The sequence below is a fragment of the Alloalcanivorax marinus genome (assembly GCF_016785095.1).
Lineage (GTDB): Bacteria > Pseudomonadota > Gammaproteobacteria > Pseudomonadales > Alcanivoracaceae > Alloalcanivorax > Alloalcanivorax marinus_A.
This window is the reverse complement of the sequence record NZ_JAEKJB010000008.1, coordinates 66,439-80,478: the sequence shown is the minus strand read 5'-3', so window position 1 is coordinate 80,478 and position 14,040 is coordinate 66,439. Positions and strand designations below refer to the sequence as shown.

Below are 14,040 nucleotides of genomic sequence, written 5' to 3'. Positions count from 1 at the left end.
GCGATGAATGCTCTGCTGAAACTGTTCGCCCGGCTGTGCGTGTTCCGCAGCGGCCCGGAGGACATGCCCTACATTCCACCGCTGCTGGTGATGATGCTGGCGGTGTGGCTGGCGCTGCAAATGCTGGCGGCCTCGCTGCAGGCGGACCTGAGCCTGGCGCGGATGGTGGGCGTGCAGTTGATCTCCCTGACCGTGCTGACCGGCGTAACCACCGCGGTGCTGGGCTTCAAGCAACTGCTGGAGCGCTGGCTGCAGACCATGATCGCGCTGCTCGGCGTGGACATCCTGCTCACCCTGGTGGCGCTGCCGTTGCTGCTGATCGGCCACGCCCTGGGCGGCACGCCGCCGTTCGTGAACGGCCTTTACCTGATCGTGGTGAGCTGGCAACTGGCGATCCAGAGTTTCATCTTCCACCGCGCCTTCGCCGTGGGCCCGCTGCTGGCCCTGGCGCTGGCGTTCGGCCTTTTGATTCTCACCTTCATGGTGGTCAGCGGCGTGATGCCCGAGGTCATGCAGGCCGGCTGACGTGGATCGCGGCTGAAGCCGCTCCTACAGCATCCTGTCCGGTAGGAGCGGCTTCAGCCGCGATCCGTCCTTATTGGCTGGTCAGGCAGCGCAGCGCCATGGCCGCCGCCGCCGTACGATTTTCCACTCCCAGTTTGCGAAACACCTGCTCCAGATGCTTGTTCACCGTGCGCGGGCTGAGCTCCAGGATCTGGCCGATTTCCCGGTTGGTCTTGCCCTGGGCGATCCACAGCAGCACCTGGGACTCGCGGCGGGTGAGTCGCAATTGCTGGCGCAGCAGCTCGCTTTCTTCCTCGCCGTCGCGCTGCAGCAGCCGGAACAGCCGCTCACCGGCGGCGGTGTCGCCCAGGTAGCGCAGCCGCAGCTCGCCCTGGTCGCTGTCCAGGGCGGACTGATCACCGGGCTCGGGGTGGCGGGCCAACCAGCGCCGCACCCGGGCGGCCAGGGCTTCCAGGCGCGGTGCCCGGTCGGCGCCGTGCAGGGCCAGGCGCTCCTCGGCAACCGGAGTGGCCCAGCGCCAGCGGCCCTCGGCGTCGGTGGCGAAGGCGGCCTGGCCGAGGCGGTCCAGGGCGGTATGGGCGCCGCGGGTGACGCGCGCGTTATTCAGGTGCACGCGGATGCGCGCGATCAACTCGTCGGGCCGTACCGGCTTGGTCACGTAGTCCACGCCGCCGGCTTCCAGGCCGCGTACCACGTCCTCGGAATCGGTCAGTCCGGTCATGAAGATCACCGGTACCGCCGCCAGTTCCGGGTGACGTTTGAGGCGCCGGCAGGTTTCGAAGCCATCCAGGTTGGGCATCACCGCGTCCATCAGCACCAGATCGGGCACCATCTTTTCGGCGATGCCCAGGGCCTGTTCGCCCTCCAGGGCCACCAGGGCGGTGAGTCCGGCCTGGTCCAGCGCATGGTGGATCATGCCCAGGGAATCCGGCGAGTCGTCCACCACCAGGATCACGTCCTTTCGTGCCGCTTGCATCATGGCTCGGGCTCCAGCAGTCGGATCAGGGCTTGGAAATCGAAGCGCGCCAGGGCGGCGCGCAATGGTTGGCCGGCGGCGGCGTCCAGGCGGCGTTCGCCCTCGGCGCGGTCCAGCGCGTCACGCAGGCCGGCCAGATGGCCGATCTCCGCCAGGGCCAGCAGTTCATCGCGCAGCCGTTCGTCCAGGGTGACGGCGGTCGCCGGTCGTGGCCTCGGCGGCGGCACGTCGGCGTCGCCCTGGTGGCGCCAGGTGAGCTCCAGGTGGCGGGCCAGGCTGTCCAGTAGCGCGCTCAGCTTGAACGGTTTCACCAGATAGTCGTCATGGAGGCCCGCCGGCGTATAGCTCTGGTTGTCCCGGGCGTTGGCGGAGAGCATTACCAGCGGGCCCCGAAAGCCCGCGCCGCGCAGTCGGCCGGCGGTCTGCCAGCCGTCCAGGCCGGGCATGGCGATGTCCAGCAGAATCAGGTCCGGCGGGGTTTGTGCCGCCAGGGCCAGGCCGGTTTCGCCGTCCGGGGCCTCGGTGACCTGGAACCCGAGTGGCGTCAGCAGATCACTCACCAGTCCCCGGTGAGAGGGGTCGTCGTCCACCACCAGCAGGCTGCGTGCCGGGCCCCGGTAGCCCACCACCGGCTGGTGGTCATCCGGCTCGGCGTCGCCGGCGGCCACCGTGGACAGCATGACCCACAGACGGAATTCGCTGCCCTTGCCCGGCACGCTGGTGACACGGATGTCGCCGCCCATGATGTCCACCAGCAGCTTGGTGATGGTCAGGCCCAGGCCGGTGCCATGTACCGCCGGCACCCCGGGTTTACGGACCCGTTCGAAGGGCCGGAAGATCCGTTGCAGATCCTCGTCGGCGATGCCCACCCCGGTATCGCGGATGGTGAACTCCGCCACCTGGTTGCGGTAACGCACGTGCAGCGTGACCCGGCCCTGGCGGGTGAATTTGATGGCGTTGGACAGCAGGTTGATGAGGATCTGTCGCAGGCGTTTCTCATCAGTGGCCACCCAGTCCGGCAGCCGTCCGTTGCTCTGGAAGTCGAACTCGATGCCCTTTTCCAGCGCCTGCAGGCGGAACATGGTCACCAGCTCGTCGATCAGGGAGCGCAGCCGCACGCGGTTACGGTACAGCTCCAGGCGGCCGGCCTCGATCTTGGAAATCTCCAGCAGGCCCTCGATCAGATCGGAGAGATGCCCGGTGCTGCGCCGGATCGCCGCCACCGCGTCGCGGCGGTTGGCGGGGATGCCCGGGTCGTGTTCCAGCAACTGGGCGTAGCCGAAGGCGGCGTTGAGCGGCGAGCGCAGCTCGTGGCTTAGCCCGGTGAGGTAACGGCTCTTGGCCTGGTTGGCGGCTTCCGCCAGTTCCTTGGCTTTTTGCAGCTCACGGTCGGTCTTCTCGTGGGCCTTGATCTCCGCCATCAGCATGCGCGTCTGGCGTTGCGATTCCTCCTGGGCCACCACCCGGCTTTCGTGGGCGAGTACGAACAGCCAGGCCACCACGCCACTGATGATGATCAGGATGGCGAACACCTTGGCCAGGGTGGCGGCCATCAGGGCGCGCGCTTGCGGATCGGTGACCGTCACCTGGTAGTAGACCAGGGTGAGCAGGCCGGCCATCACCAGGGTGACCAGACTCAACAGCCCGAGGAAGTGACCCAGCCGCGAGCGCAGCTGCAGCAATATCGGCTCCGGGAGGATGCCGGACAGCCAGTCCATCAGTTGTTCCTGGAAGCGCGCATGGTGCTTGCAGGCGTCGTTGCAGCGCGCGTCCAGGGAGCAGCACAGTGAGCAGATCGGGCCGTTGTAGGCCGGGCAGAACGCCATGTCCTCCTCGTCGAAGCGGTGCTCGCAGATGCAGCAGGGCTGGCCGCGCACGGCGGTGGCCGGTTCCGGGCGCCGGGCGATGTAGTAGCGTCCGCCGGTGATCATGGCGATCAGCGGCGCCGCCACGAAGGCGGTCAGCAAGGCCAGGAAGGAGGCCAGGGCGGCGGCGGTGTCGCCCCACAGGCCGGCCCGTGCCAACAGACCCACGGCGGTGGCCAGCAACATGGCGCCGAAGCCGACCGGATTCAGATCGTAGAGATAGGCGCGCTTGAACTCGATGTGCCGGGGGCTCAGGCCCAGGGGCTTGTTGATCACCAGGTCCGCCACCAGGGCGCCCATCCAGGCCACCGCCACCATGGCGTAGCTGCCCAGGATCGACTCGAACGCGCGGTAAATACCGATTTCCATCAGCACCAGGGCGATCACCACGTTGAACACCAGCCACACTACCCGGCCCGGGTGGCTGTGGGTGAGCCGGGAAAAGAAGTTGGACCAGGCGATGGAGCCGGCGTAGGCGTTGGTGACGTTGATCTTGAGCTGGGAGAGCACCACGAAAATACCGGCCAGCGCCAGCAGGGTAGTGGGGTGCCCGGTGATGTGGCTGAACGCCACCAGGTACATGTACATGGGCTCCTGGGCCTGGCTTTCCGGCAGGCCATGGGAGAACGCCAGCACCGCCAGGAAGGACCCGAACAGGGCCTTGAGCGCGCCCATCACCACCCAGCCCGGTCCGCCGGCCAGCATCGCCAGCCACCAGCGCCGCTTTTGCCCGGGGGCCGGCTCCGGCATGAAGCGCAGGAAGTCCACCTGCTCACCGATCTGCGCCACCAGCGAAAACAGCACGGTGGCGGCGGCGCCGAACATCAGCAGGTTGAAGCCGCCGCTGTCCGGGGACAGCCCGGGGAAACCGGCCCAGCGTTCCAGGGAGGCGGGGTCCTGGAACAGGATGAACACGAACGGCGCCAGTTGCAGCAGTAGCCACAGCGGCTGGGTCCAGATCTGGAACCGGCTGATGTAGGTGATGCCGTGGGTAACCAGGGGGATCGCCACCAGCGAGCTGACCACGTAACCCAGGGTCAGCGGCAGGCCGAACATCACCTCCAGGGCCAGCGCCATGATCGCCGCTTCCAGGGCGAAGAAGATAAAGGTGAAGGAAGCGTAGATCAGCGAGGTGAGGGTGGAGCCCAGGTAACCGAAGCCGGCTCCCCGGGTCAGCAGATCGATGTCGACGCCGTCGCGGGCGGCGTAGTAGCTCACTGGCAGGCCAAGCAGAAACAGCACCGTCATGACCGCCGCGATCGCCCACACCGCGTTGGTGAATCCGTAGTTAAGGGTGGCGGCGCCGCCGATGGCTTCCAGGGCCAGAAACGAGATCGCCCCCAGGGCGGTGAGCGCCACACGGCCGGCGGACCAGCGTCGCGCCGCCTTGCCCGTGAAGCGCAGCGCGAAGTCCTCCAGGGTCTGGTTGGCGACCCATTGGTTGTAGTTGCGCCGCACCCGGAAGATGCGTTGCTGAATGGCCATGAATACCGTTGTCCGCAAAAGCGCCCTGGGGCCTGTTCACACTACTTGCATCACGCCTGCTGGAGGCCAAATGCAAGTAGTGTGAAACGGTCCTAAGGACGCGAAGCACGATTCGTGCCCAGATGATTATTGACGGGCCCCCGACCCGTGTTCGCGAGCTTAGGCGGCGCCGGGCGGCCCCGGAATGCGTCAAATGACGTAGTGCCATGGCGCATTCACCGAATGGGCGGCCCGGGGGGCGGATTTCCATACTCGTTGGTGACAAGCAATCCGCTGACGACAATCCGCTGACGAGGGGAACACCATGAAATCTCAGACCTACCGTACGACGTCGCGTCCGCGCCGCCGCCTGCTGGCGGGCCTGGCCGCTCTGCCGGCGCTGATGGCACTGGCCTCTCCGGTCTTTTCCGCCGGCCCGCCCACCGCCGAGGTCAATACCACCGGCCTGGCGGTCACCGATGACACCGTCCAGGTGGGCATCCTGCACTCCATCACCGGCACCATGGCGATCAGTGAGATCGGTTCGGTGCAGGCGGAAAAGCTGGCCATCAAACAGATCAATGAAAGCGGCGGCGTGCTCGGTCGCCAGATTGAGTTCGTTCAGGAGGACGGTGCCAGTGACTGGCCCACCTTCGCCGAGAAAACCCGCAAGCTGCTGCGCCAGGATAACGTGGCCGCCATCTTCGGTTGCTGGACCTCCGCCTCAAGGAAGGCGGTACTGCCGGTGATGGAGCAGTTCAACGGCATGCTTTATTACCCGACCTTCTATGAGGGCCTGGAACAGTCTCCGAACGTGATCTACACCGGCCAGGAAGCCACCCAGCAGATCCTCGCCGGCATCGACTGGGCGGTGAAGGAGAAGGGCGCCAAGACCTTCTACCTGCTCGGCTCCGATTACATCTGGCCGCGTACCTCCAACAAGATCGCCCGCAAGCACATCGAGAAGAAAGGGCTCAAGGTGGTGGGCGAGGAGTACTACCCGCTCGGCCATACCCAGTTCAACTCGGTGATCAACAAAATCAAACTGCGCAAGCCGGATGTGATCTTCGCGTCCGTGGTGGGCGGCTCCAACGTGGCCTTCTACAAACAGATGAAAGCCGCCGGCGTGGACTTCACCAAGGAAAGCCCGCTGCTGCTCACCATTTCCGTGACCGAGGATGAAATTCGCGGCATCGGCGGTGAGAACGTGGAAGGCATCTACGCTTCCATGAAGTACTTCCAGAGCCTGGAAAACCCCAACAACGAGGAATTCGTGGCCGCCTTCAAGGAAGCCTATGGCGACGACATGGTGATCGGTGACGTGACCCAGGCCGCCTACCTTGGCCCGTGGCTGTGGAAGATGGCGGTGGAGAAGGCCGGCTCCTTCGACATCGACAAGATCCGCGAAGCGTCCCCGGGCATCGAGTTCAAGAAAGCCCCGGAAGGCTATGTGCGCATCCACGAAAACCACCACCTCTGGTCGAAGACCCGCATCGGCCGCGCGCAAACCAACGGTCAGTACGAAGTGGTCTATGAAACCAAGGAACTGATGGAACCGGACCCCTTCCCCGAAGGCTACAAATAACCGTCCGTACCCGGCGCCCCCGGTTTGGGCGTCGGGCTTTTTCCTGACCGCAGGGGAACCTTGCCATGTTCGCTGATTATTCCACCACGGAACTGATGTCCATCTTCGCCATGCAGGGGTTCGCCGGCTTGTCCCTGTTCTCGGTGTTCGTCCTGATGGCCATGGGCCTGGCGATCATCTTTGGCCAGATGGGCGTGATCAACATGGCCCACGGGGAATTCATGATTCTCGGGGCCTATACCACCTATCTGACCGCCAACCTGTTCGAGAATTATCTGCCCGGATTGTTCGCCGGATATTTCTTCGTCGCCATGCTGTTGGCCTTTCTCTTCTCGGCGGCCCTGGGGGCGTTCGTGGAGTGGGCCATGGTGCGCCATCTTTACCGGCGCCCCCTGGATACACTGCTCGCCACCTGGGGCCTGAGCCTGATCATGCAGCAGGCCTACCGTTCGATTTTCGGCGCCCGGGAAGTGGGCGTGGAGCTGCCGCAATGGATGATGGGGGCGTTCCAGGTCACCGATCTGGTGCAGATTCCCATTAACGGCCTGTTCGTGATGATCATCGCCTTGAGCATTGCCCTGGCGGTGTACCTGCTGATGTTTCGTTCCGGCTGGGGCCGTAAGGTGCGCGCCGTGGTGCAGAACCGCCCCATGGCCGAGGCGGTGGGCATTAACACCGCCGGCGTCGACCGCGCCACCTTCGCGTTGGGCTGTGGTATCGCTGGCGTGGCCGGCAGTGCCTTCACCATGATCGGTTCCACCGGCCCGTCGTCGGGCCAGGCCTATATCGTCGACACCTTCCTGGTGGTGGTGTTTGGCGGCGCCCAGAGCCTGATCGGCACCATCGTATCCGCGTTCACCATCTCCCAGTCGCAGTCCACCATGGAATTCTTCCTGAGCGGTTCCATGGCCAAGGTACTGACCCTGCTGACGGTGGTGATCATTCTGATGTTGCGCCCCGAAGGCCTGATGGCCCTCAAGGTCCGTCGCTAGGAGTCCGCCATGAAAAACTCTTCTCCCGTTAAATGGCTGGTGTCCCGGGAAGGTCTTTACTATCTGGCGCTGGCGGTACTGCTGGTATTGGTGTTGCCGGCGCTGCTGGATTCGTTCCGGCTCAACATGGTCGGTAAATACCTCACCTATGCATTCGTTGCCGTGGGGCTGGTGATGTGCTGGGGCAAGGCCGGCATTCTCAGCCTCGGTCAGGGCGTGTTTTTCGGCCTGGGTGGCTACTGCATGGCCATGTTTCTGAAGCTGGAGGCGTCCACGCCGGAAGCCACCGCGCAACAGTCCACGCCGGGCATTCCCGACTTCATGGATTGGAACCAGGTCACCGAACTGCCCTGGTTCTGGGAACCGTTCCACAGCTTCTCGTTCACCCTGCTGGCGGTGATCGCGGTACCCATGATCCTCGCCTTCATCATTGGCGTGGCGATGTTCAAGCGGCGCGTGGGCGGGGTGTACTTCGCCATTATCACCCAGGCGATCGCCTCCATTCTCACCATCCTGATCATCGGCCAGCAGGGTTACACCGGTGGCGTCAACGGCATCACCGACCTGCAGACTCTGCTGGGCTGGAATATCCGCACCGATGAAGCCAAGACCACCCTGTACTTCGTGTGCGTGGCGATGTTGTTCCTGTGCCTGTTCGTGGCGCGCTATGTACAGAACAGCAAGTTCGGCCGGATTCTGGTCGCCATGCGCGATCAGGAAAACCGGGTGCGTTTCTCCGGCTACGACGTGGCTTCCTTCAAGGTCTTCATCTTCTGCCTGGCGGCCGCCTTCGCCGGCATCGGTGGGGCGCTGTTCACCCTGCAGGTGGGTTTCATGTCGCCGTCGTTCGTGGGCATCGTGCCGTCCATTGAGATGGTGGTGTTCTGCGCCCTGGGCGGACGCTATTCACTGCTTGGCGGAGTCTATGGCGCGTTGCTGGTGAACGCCGCCAAAAGCGGCTTCTCGGAATCCTTCCCGGAACTGTGGCCCTACGCCATGGGAGCGCTCTTCATTGGCGTGGTGCTGGCCTTCCCCAATGGTCTGGCCGGCCTCTACCAGCGCTATGTGATGCCGCTGGAGGACCGTTTATTCAAACGCGGCAAGAGCGGCGACGCGGGCAATGACGACGCGGCGCTTTCCGGTTCCCTCGGCGCGGAGAAATCATCATGAACAAAGACCAATTCCTGCTCGCGGTGGAAGGGTTGACGGTGTCGTTCGACGGCTTCAAGGCGGTGGATGATCTGTCGTTCTATCTCGACCCCAAGGAAATCCGCGTGATCATCGGCCCCAATGGGGCTGGCAAGACCACGGTGCTCGATCTGATCTGCGGAAAAACCCGCGCCACTTCCGGCTCGATCCGCTTCCGGGGCAAGGAACTCACCAAAATGAAGGAACACCAGATCGTCCACGCGGGGGTGGGGCGCAAGTTTCAGAACCCTTCCGTGTTCGAGGACCTCACCGTGTTCGAGAACCTGGAAGTGTCCTACCCCGAGGGTCACACGGTGATGGGCTCGCTGGCGTTCAAACGGGATACGGCGGTGATGGAGGCGGTGGAGGAGGTGGCCGGCACCATCTTTCTCAAGGACCTGCTGGACCAGCCGGCGGGCCTGCTCAGCCATGGTCAGAAGCAGTGGCTGGAGATCGGCATGCTGCTGATCCAGAAACCGGATCTTCTGATGCTTGACGAGCCGGTGGCCGGTATGTCCGTGGCCGAGCGCAGGCAGACCGCCGAGTTGTTACGGGTGATTACCCGTGACCACACCGTGTTGGTGATCGAACACGACATGCAGTTCGTCGGCGACATCGCCGACCGGGTCACGGTGATGCACCAGGGCAAGGTGCTCTCGGAAGGCTCCATTGAGCACGTCAAGAACGACCCGAAAGTCATCGAAGTCTATCTGGGCCATTGATGCCCCGGAGGAGCACATGCTTACCGTCAATCATCACTCCGTGGCCTATGGCCAGAGCACCATCATCCGCGACCTGGATCTGTCGGTGGCGGAAAACGAGATCGTCGCCGTGGTGGGCCGCAACGGCATGGGCAAGACCACGTTGATGAAATCGCTGATCGGCATGACCCCGACCCGAGGCGGCAGCGTACAGCTCGGCGACGCCAACCTGACGCCCATGAAAAGCTTTCAGCGGGTGCGCGCCGGGCTCGGTTTCGTGCCCCAGGGGCGAATGATTTTTCCCACTCTGACGGTGCGCGAAAATATCGAAACCGGCCTCGCCGCGGTGGGCGAAAAAAAGGTCCCCCAGGATCTCTACGAGCTGTTCCCGGTGCTGGAGGAAATGCAGCACCGGCGCGGCGGCAACCTGTCCGGTGGCCAGCAGCAGCAACTGGCCATCGCCCGGGCCCTGGCGACGCGCCCCCGGGTGCTGCTGCTCGACGAGCCCACCGAGGGCATTCAGCCCTCCATCATCCAGGAGATGGCACGCACCCTGAAGCGCATTCGCGACGAGCGGGGCCTGTCCATCGTGGTGTCCGAGCAGGTGCTCAGCTTCGTCATGGACATCGCCGACCGCATCCTGGTGATCGAGAAAGGCGATATCGTCCATGAGGAAGCGGGCGAGGGCGCCGACCAGGAAAAAATCGCCGGCTATCTGTCGGTCTGACTCTTTTACAACGCACTTCACCCGACGAGGAGCGAACCCATGCGACACGGTGATATTTCCAGCAGCAAGGACACGGTCGGCGTGGCCGTGGTCAACTATAAAATGCCACGCTTGCACAGCCGCGCCGAGGTACTCGATAATGCCCGCGCCATCGCCGATATGATCAAGGGCATGAAGCAGGGGCTGCCCGGCATGGATCTGGTGATCTTTCCGGAATACAGCACCATGGGCATCATGTACGACCCGGATGAGATGATGGACACCGCCGCCACCGTGCCCGGCGACGAAACCGCCATCTTCTCCGCCGCCTGCCGGGAAGCCAACACCTGGGGCGTGTTCTCGCTCACCGGCGAACGCCACGAGGAACATCCGAAGAAAGCGCCTTATAACACCCTGGTGCTGATCAATAATCACGGCGAAGTGGTGCAGAAATACCGCAAGTGCATTCCCTGGTGTCCCATCGAAGGCTGGTACCCCGGCGACACCACCTACGTCACCGAGGGGCCCAAGGGCTTGAAGATCAGCCTGATCATCTGTGACGACGGCAACTACCCGGAAATCTGGCGGGACTGCGCCATGAAAGGCGCCGAGCTGATCGTACGCTGCCAGGGCTATATGTATCCGGCCAAGGATCAGCAGGTGATGATGGCCAAGAGCATGGCCTGGGCCAACAACTGCTACGTGGCGGTGGCCAACGCCACCGGTTTCGACGGTGTCTATTCCTACTTCGGCCACTCGGCGATCATCGGCTTCGACGGTCGTACCCTGGGCGAATGCGGCGAGGAGGAAATGGGCATCCAATACGCCCAGCTTTCGGTCAGCGAGATCCGTGACGCCCGCGCCAACGACCAGTCCCAGAACCATCTGTTCAAGCTGCTGCATCGGGGCTACTCCGGCGTGCATGCCTCCGGTGACGGTGACAAGGGCATCGCCGACTGTCCGTTCGAGTTCTATCGGACCTGGGTGATGGACGCGCAAAAAGCCCGGGAAAACGTGGAAGCCATGACCCGTTCCACGGTGGGGGTGGCCGACTGCCCGGTGGGTGAGCTGCCGGTGGAAGGCAAGGAAAAAAACGCTTGAGGGTGTGTCCGCGACCATGCCGTTCATCAACGACCGCCTGACGGAGAACCGGGAACAACTGAACCGGGAGCGCCGCGCCGCCCGGCCGGAACGGGCGGCGCGCTTCGTGTTCGAGCCGGACGGCGTGATGGCTCTGCTGCGCGCCCGTCTGGTGGGCCAGGACCCGGTGCTGGATGCCCTGGAGGACATGCTCTGGGTGCTCAAAGCGGACCTGGGAGACCCCCAGCGGCCCCTGGCCGTGCATCTGTTCGCCGGGCCCACCGGTGTCGGTAAAACGGAAACCGCCCGGCTGCTCGCCGAGGCCATCCACGGCCACCCCGACGCCCTCTGCCGTATCGACATGAACACCCTGGCTCAGGAGCATTACGCCGCCGCCCTTACCGGCGCGCCGCCGGGCTACGTGGGCAGCAAGGAAGGTCACACCCTGTTTGACAGCGATGCCATCCAGGGCAGTTACGGCAAGCCCGGCATCGTGCTCTTCGACGAGCTGGAAAAAGCGGATACCGATGTGATCCGAGCCCTGCTCAATGTGCTGGAACGGGGGCGTCTGGTGCTGTCAGGGGGCACCAGACGCCTGGATTTTCGCAACAGCCTTATCCTGATGACCAGCAACATCGGCGCCGCCGACGCCGCCGCCCATCGTCGCCGCCACCGCCAAGGCTGGCGCCGCTGGTTCGGCGCCGGCGACCGCGGCGCCCGGCAAAAAGTGGAGCAGGCTCTGCGGCAACGCTTCGATCCGGAATTTCTCAATCGCATCGACCGGATTCATCACTTTCAGCCCCTCGGCGACGACCGCCTCGACGCCCTCCTGGACATCGAACTGGCCCAGCTTCAGCAACGCCTCGCCCGCCGCGACGCCACCCTGACCCTGGACAACAGCGCCCGCGCCTGGTTGCAACAACACCACGACCCGGCCTACGGCGCCCGCCACCTGGCCCGCCGTTTGCGCACCCACCTGGAACCGCCCCTCGCCCGCGCCCTGCTCGAGCACCCGGACCAAACCCGTTTCCACGCTTCCCTCCACCAGGACCGTCTCCACGTCACCCCGGAATAACCCCAAACCCCGCCACCGATAACCCCGCCACTAACCCAACCCCACACCAACTACGGAGCCACCCACGATGCTCCAAACGGAGCGAGCCAGCCCACGCTGGAGAAACCGGCCCACGAGAGAACCCACCCCACGGCAGCCATCCCCGAACAATACGTCATCTGACGTACCTCCATCGGCCCTTTCACGAATGCCCCCCGTCGTCCATGCTGCCTAATCTAATAACGAAAACAGGCTCGCCAACCGGAGGCACCATGGCTGACACCATCATCAAGATCGACCTGAATAAATCCCCCTACGACAACGAAGGCGTTCATAACCGCTGGCACCCGGACATCCCCATGGCCGCCATGGTCAAGCCCGGTGACGATTTCATCGTCGAATGCCACGACTGGACCGGCGGCCAGATTGGCAACAACGACAACGCCGAGGACGTGCGCGACGTGGACCTGACCCAGGTGCACTTCCTCACCGGCCCGGTGGGCGTGGAAGGCGCCGAGCCCGGCGACCTGCTGGTGGTCGACATCCTCGATATCGGTGCCTTCGACGAAAGCCAGTGGGGCTTCAACGGTTTCTTCTCGAAACAGAACGGCGGCGGCTTCCTTACCGAACACTTCCCGGAAGCGCAAAAGACGATCTGGGATTTCAACGGCATGTTCACCAAGTCCCGCCATATTCCCGGCGTGGAATTCGCCGGCCTGATCCACCCCGGTCTGATCGGCTGCCTGCCGTCCAAGGAAATGCTCAAGGAATGGAACGACCGCGAAAAGGAACTCTATGACACCGAGCCGGACCGCGTGCCCGGGCTGGTCAATCTGCCGTTCGCCGACACCGCCCACATGGGCAAGCTCAAGGGCAGCGACCGCGACAGCGCCGCCGCCGAGGGCGCGCGCACCGTGCCGCCCCGGGAACACGGTGGCAACTGCGACATCAAGGATCTGTCCCGGGGCTCCCAGGTTTATTTCCCGGTATATGTGAAGGACGCCGGCCTGTCCGTGGGCGACCTGCACTTCAGCCAGGGCGACGGCGAAATCACTTTCTGCGGCGCCATCGAAATGGCCGGCTGGATTCACATGCGCGTCAATCTGATCAAGGGCGGCATGGAGAAATACGCCATCAAGAACCCGATCTTCAAGCCCAGCCCCATGGCGCCCAAGTACGATGACTACCTGATCTTCGAGGGCATCTCCGTGGACGAGCAGGGCAAGCAGCACTACCTGGACGTGCACATCGCCTACCGGCAGGCCTGCCTCAATGCCATCGAATACCTGAAGAAATTCGGCTACACCGGCGCCCAGGCCTACTCGCTGCTCGGCTGCGCGCCGGTACAGGGCCACATCAGCGGGGTGGTGGACGTGCCCAATGCCTGCGCCACCCTGTGGCTGCCCACGGACATCTTCGACTTCGACGTCAAACCGGGGCCGGACGGGCCGCAGCACAGCGTCGCCGGCAGCACCGACGTGCCGCTGGCCAAGGATAAGTAGGGGAGGGCGAACACATGCCGCTGTACGATTACAAGTGCGCCGAGCATGGCCTGTTCCACCAGCTGGTGGAGGTGGCGGACGCGGGGGAAGCCCGCGCCTGCCCCAGCTGCGGAACGCTGTGCGCCCGGGTGATTCTGGTGGCGCCCCAGGTGTTGGACATGGCCCCGGAACGGCGCGCGGCGTTCGCGCGCAATGAACGGGCCGCCCACGAGCCGCGCCGGGGCAATCACCACACGGAAAAGGAACAGGGCTGCTGCCACCACGCCAAGGCCAAACCCAAGGTCTTCTACACCGCCGACGGCAAGAAGATGTTTCCCTCGGCCCGGCCCTGGATGATCAGCCACTGACGCAAAAACGCACCGTAGGAGCGGCTTCAGCCGCGATCAGCGCTGATCGCGGCTG

Annotated in this window: 12 protein-coding genes; 10 read left to right on the top strand and 2 right to left on the bottom strand. The window is 64.2% G+C overall.

Annotated features, from left to right (window positions below; genetic code table 11):
* Positions 1 to 3 precede the first annotated feature (3 nt).
* The gene (locus tag JF515_RS07340; protein ID WP_203102614.1) at positions 4 to 525 is read left to right on the top strand and encodes a hypothetical protein; all 522 of its coding nucleotides are present in this window, start codon (positions 4 to 6) and stop codon (positions 523 to 525) included.
* Between the two features lie 70 nt (positions 526 to 595).
* Here the strand turns inward: JF515_RS07340 and JF515_RS07335 are convergent, their stop codons facing one another.
* On the bottom strand, positions 596 to 1,504 hold the full coding sequence (locus JF515_RS07335; RefSeq protein WP_203102613.1) for a DNA-binding response regulator: 909 nt from the start codon (positions 1,502 to 1,504) through the stop codon (positions 596 to 598).
* Complete coding sequence (locus JF515_RS07330; RefSeq protein ID WP_203102612.1) at positions 1,501 to 4,851, bottom strand: hybrid sensor histidine kinase/response regulator; 3,351 nt, start codon at positions 4,849 to 4,851, stop codon at positions 1,501 to 1,503. The genes JF515_RS07335 and JF515_RS07330 overlap by 4 nt, the downstream gene beginning before the upstream one ends.
* 304 nt (positions 4,852 to 5,155) lie before the next feature.
* Between JF515_RS07330 and urtA the strand changes: the two genes are divergently transcribed.
* The 9 genes from urtA (at position 5,156) to JF515_RS07285 (ending at position 13,985) form a co-directional block, all read left to right on the top strand.
* Positions 5,156 to 6,415 (top strand): urea ABC transporter substrate-binding protein, encoded by a 1,260-nt coding sequence (gene urtA, locus JF515_RS07325; protein WP_203102611.1) that lies wholly within the window; start codon positions 5,156 to 5,158, stop codon positions 6,413 to 6,415.
* Positions 6,416 to 6,480: 65 nt separating this feature from the next.
* Positions 6,481 to 7,407, top strand: a complete 927-nt coding sequence (urtB, locus tag JF515_RS07320; protein WP_203102610.1) for an urea ABC transporter permease subunit UrtB — start codon at positions 6,481 to 6,483, stop codon at positions 7,405 to 7,407.
* A gap of 9 nt (positions 7,408 to 7,416) precedes the next feature.
* On the top strand, positions 7,417 to 8,577 hold the full coding sequence (urtC, locus tag JF515_RS07315; RefSeq protein WP_203102606.1) for an urea ABC transporter permease subunit UrtC: 1,161 nt from the start codon (positions 7,417 to 7,419) through the stop codon (positions 8,575 to 8,577).
* Complete coding sequence (gene urtD / locus JF515_RS07310; RefSeq protein WP_203102600.1) at positions 8,574 to 9,317, top strand: urea ABC transporter ATP-binding protein UrtD; 744 nt, start codon at positions 8,574 to 8,576, stop codon at positions 9,315 to 9,317. The genes urtC and urtD overlap by 4 nt, the downstream gene beginning before the upstream one ends.
* Before the next feature lie 16 nt (positions 9,318 to 9,333).
* Positions 9,334 to 10,023, top strand: coding sequence for an urea ABC transporter ATP-binding subunit UrtE (gene urtE, locus JF515_RS07305; RefSeq protein WP_203102597.1), 690 nt, complete (start codon positions 9,334 to 9,336; stop codon positions 10,021 to 10,023).
* 39 nt (positions 10,024 to 10,062) lie between these two features.
* Positions 10,063 to 11,103: an aliphatic amidase gene (locus JF515_RS07300; protein WP_203102595.1), complete on the top strand. Its 1,041-nt coding sequence runs from the start codon at positions 10,063 to 10,065 to the stop codon at positions 11,101 to 11,103.
* 16 nt (positions 11,104 to 11,119) lie between these two features.
* Positions 11,120 to 12,157 carry an AAA family ATPase gene (locus JF515_RS07295; protein ID WP_203102593.1) on the top strand — a complete coding sequence of 346 codons (1,038 nt, stop codon included), beginning with the start codon at positions 11,120 to 11,122 and terminating at the stop codon, positions 12,155 to 12,157.
* Positions 12,158 to 12,408: 251 nt separating this feature from the next.
* Positions 12,409 to 13,638 (top strand): formamidase, encoded by a 1,230-nt coding sequence (fmdA, locus tag JF515_RS07290; protein ID WP_203102591.1) that lies wholly within the window; start codon positions 12,409 to 12,411, stop codon positions 13,636 to 13,638.
* A gap of 14 nt (positions 13,639 to 13,652) precedes the next feature.
* The gene (locus tag JF515_RS07285; RefSeq protein WP_203102590.1) at positions 13,653 to 13,985 is read left to right on the top strand and encodes an FmdB family zinc ribbon protein; all 333 of its coding nucleotides are present in this window, start codon (positions 13,653 to 13,655) and stop codon (positions 13,983 to 13,985) included.
* Positions 13,986 to 14,040 lie beyond the last annotated feature (55 nt).

Bases quoted from the DNA above. Each gene is read 5' to 3' on its own strand.
- JF515_RS07340 (WP_203102614.1), top strand. From the start codon at position 4: ATGAATGCTCTGCTGAAACTGTTCGCCCGGCTGTGCGTGTTCCGCAGC.
- JF515_RS07335 (WP_203102613.1), bottom strand. From the start codon at position 1,504: ATGATGCAAGCGGCACGAAAGGACGTGATCCTGGTGGTGGACGACTCG.
- JF515_RS07330 (WP_203102612.1), bottom strand. From the start codon at position 4,851: ATGGCCATTCAGCAACGCATCTTCCGGGTGCGGCGCAACTACAACCAA.
- urtA (WP_203102611.1), top strand. From the start codon at position 5,156: ATGAAATCTCAGACCTACCGTACGACGTCGCGTCCGCGCCGCCGCCTG.
- urtB (WP_203102610.1), top strand. From the start codon at position 6,481: ATGTTCGCTGATTATTCCACCACGGAACTGATGTCCATCTTCGCCATG.
- urtC (WP_203102606.1), top strand. From the start codon at position 7,417: ATGAAAAACTCTTCTCCCGTTAAATGGCTGGTGTCCCGGGAAGGTCTT.
- urtD (WP_203102600.1), top strand. From the start codon at position 8,574: ATGAACAAAGACCAATTCCTGCTCGCGGTGGAAGGGTTGACGGTGTCG.
- urtE (WP_203102597.1), top strand. From the start codon at position 9,334: ATGCTTACCGTCAATCATCACTCCGTGGCCTATGGCCAGAGCACCATC.
- JF515_RS07300 (WP_203102595.1), top strand. From the start codon at position 10,063: ATGCGACACGGTGATATTTCCAGCAGCAAGGACACGGTCGGCGTGGCC.
- JF515_RS07295 (WP_203102593.1), top strand. From the start codon at position 11,120: ATGCCGTTCATCAACGACCGCCTGACGGAGAACCGGGAACAACTGAAC.
- fmdA (WP_203102591.1), top strand. From the start codon at position 12,409: ATGGCTGACACCATCATCAAGATCGACCTGAATAAATCCCCCTACGAC.
- JF515_RS07285 (WP_203102590.1), top strand. From the start codon at position 13,653: ATGCCGCTGTACGATTACAAGTGCGCCGAGCATGGCCTGTTCCACCAG.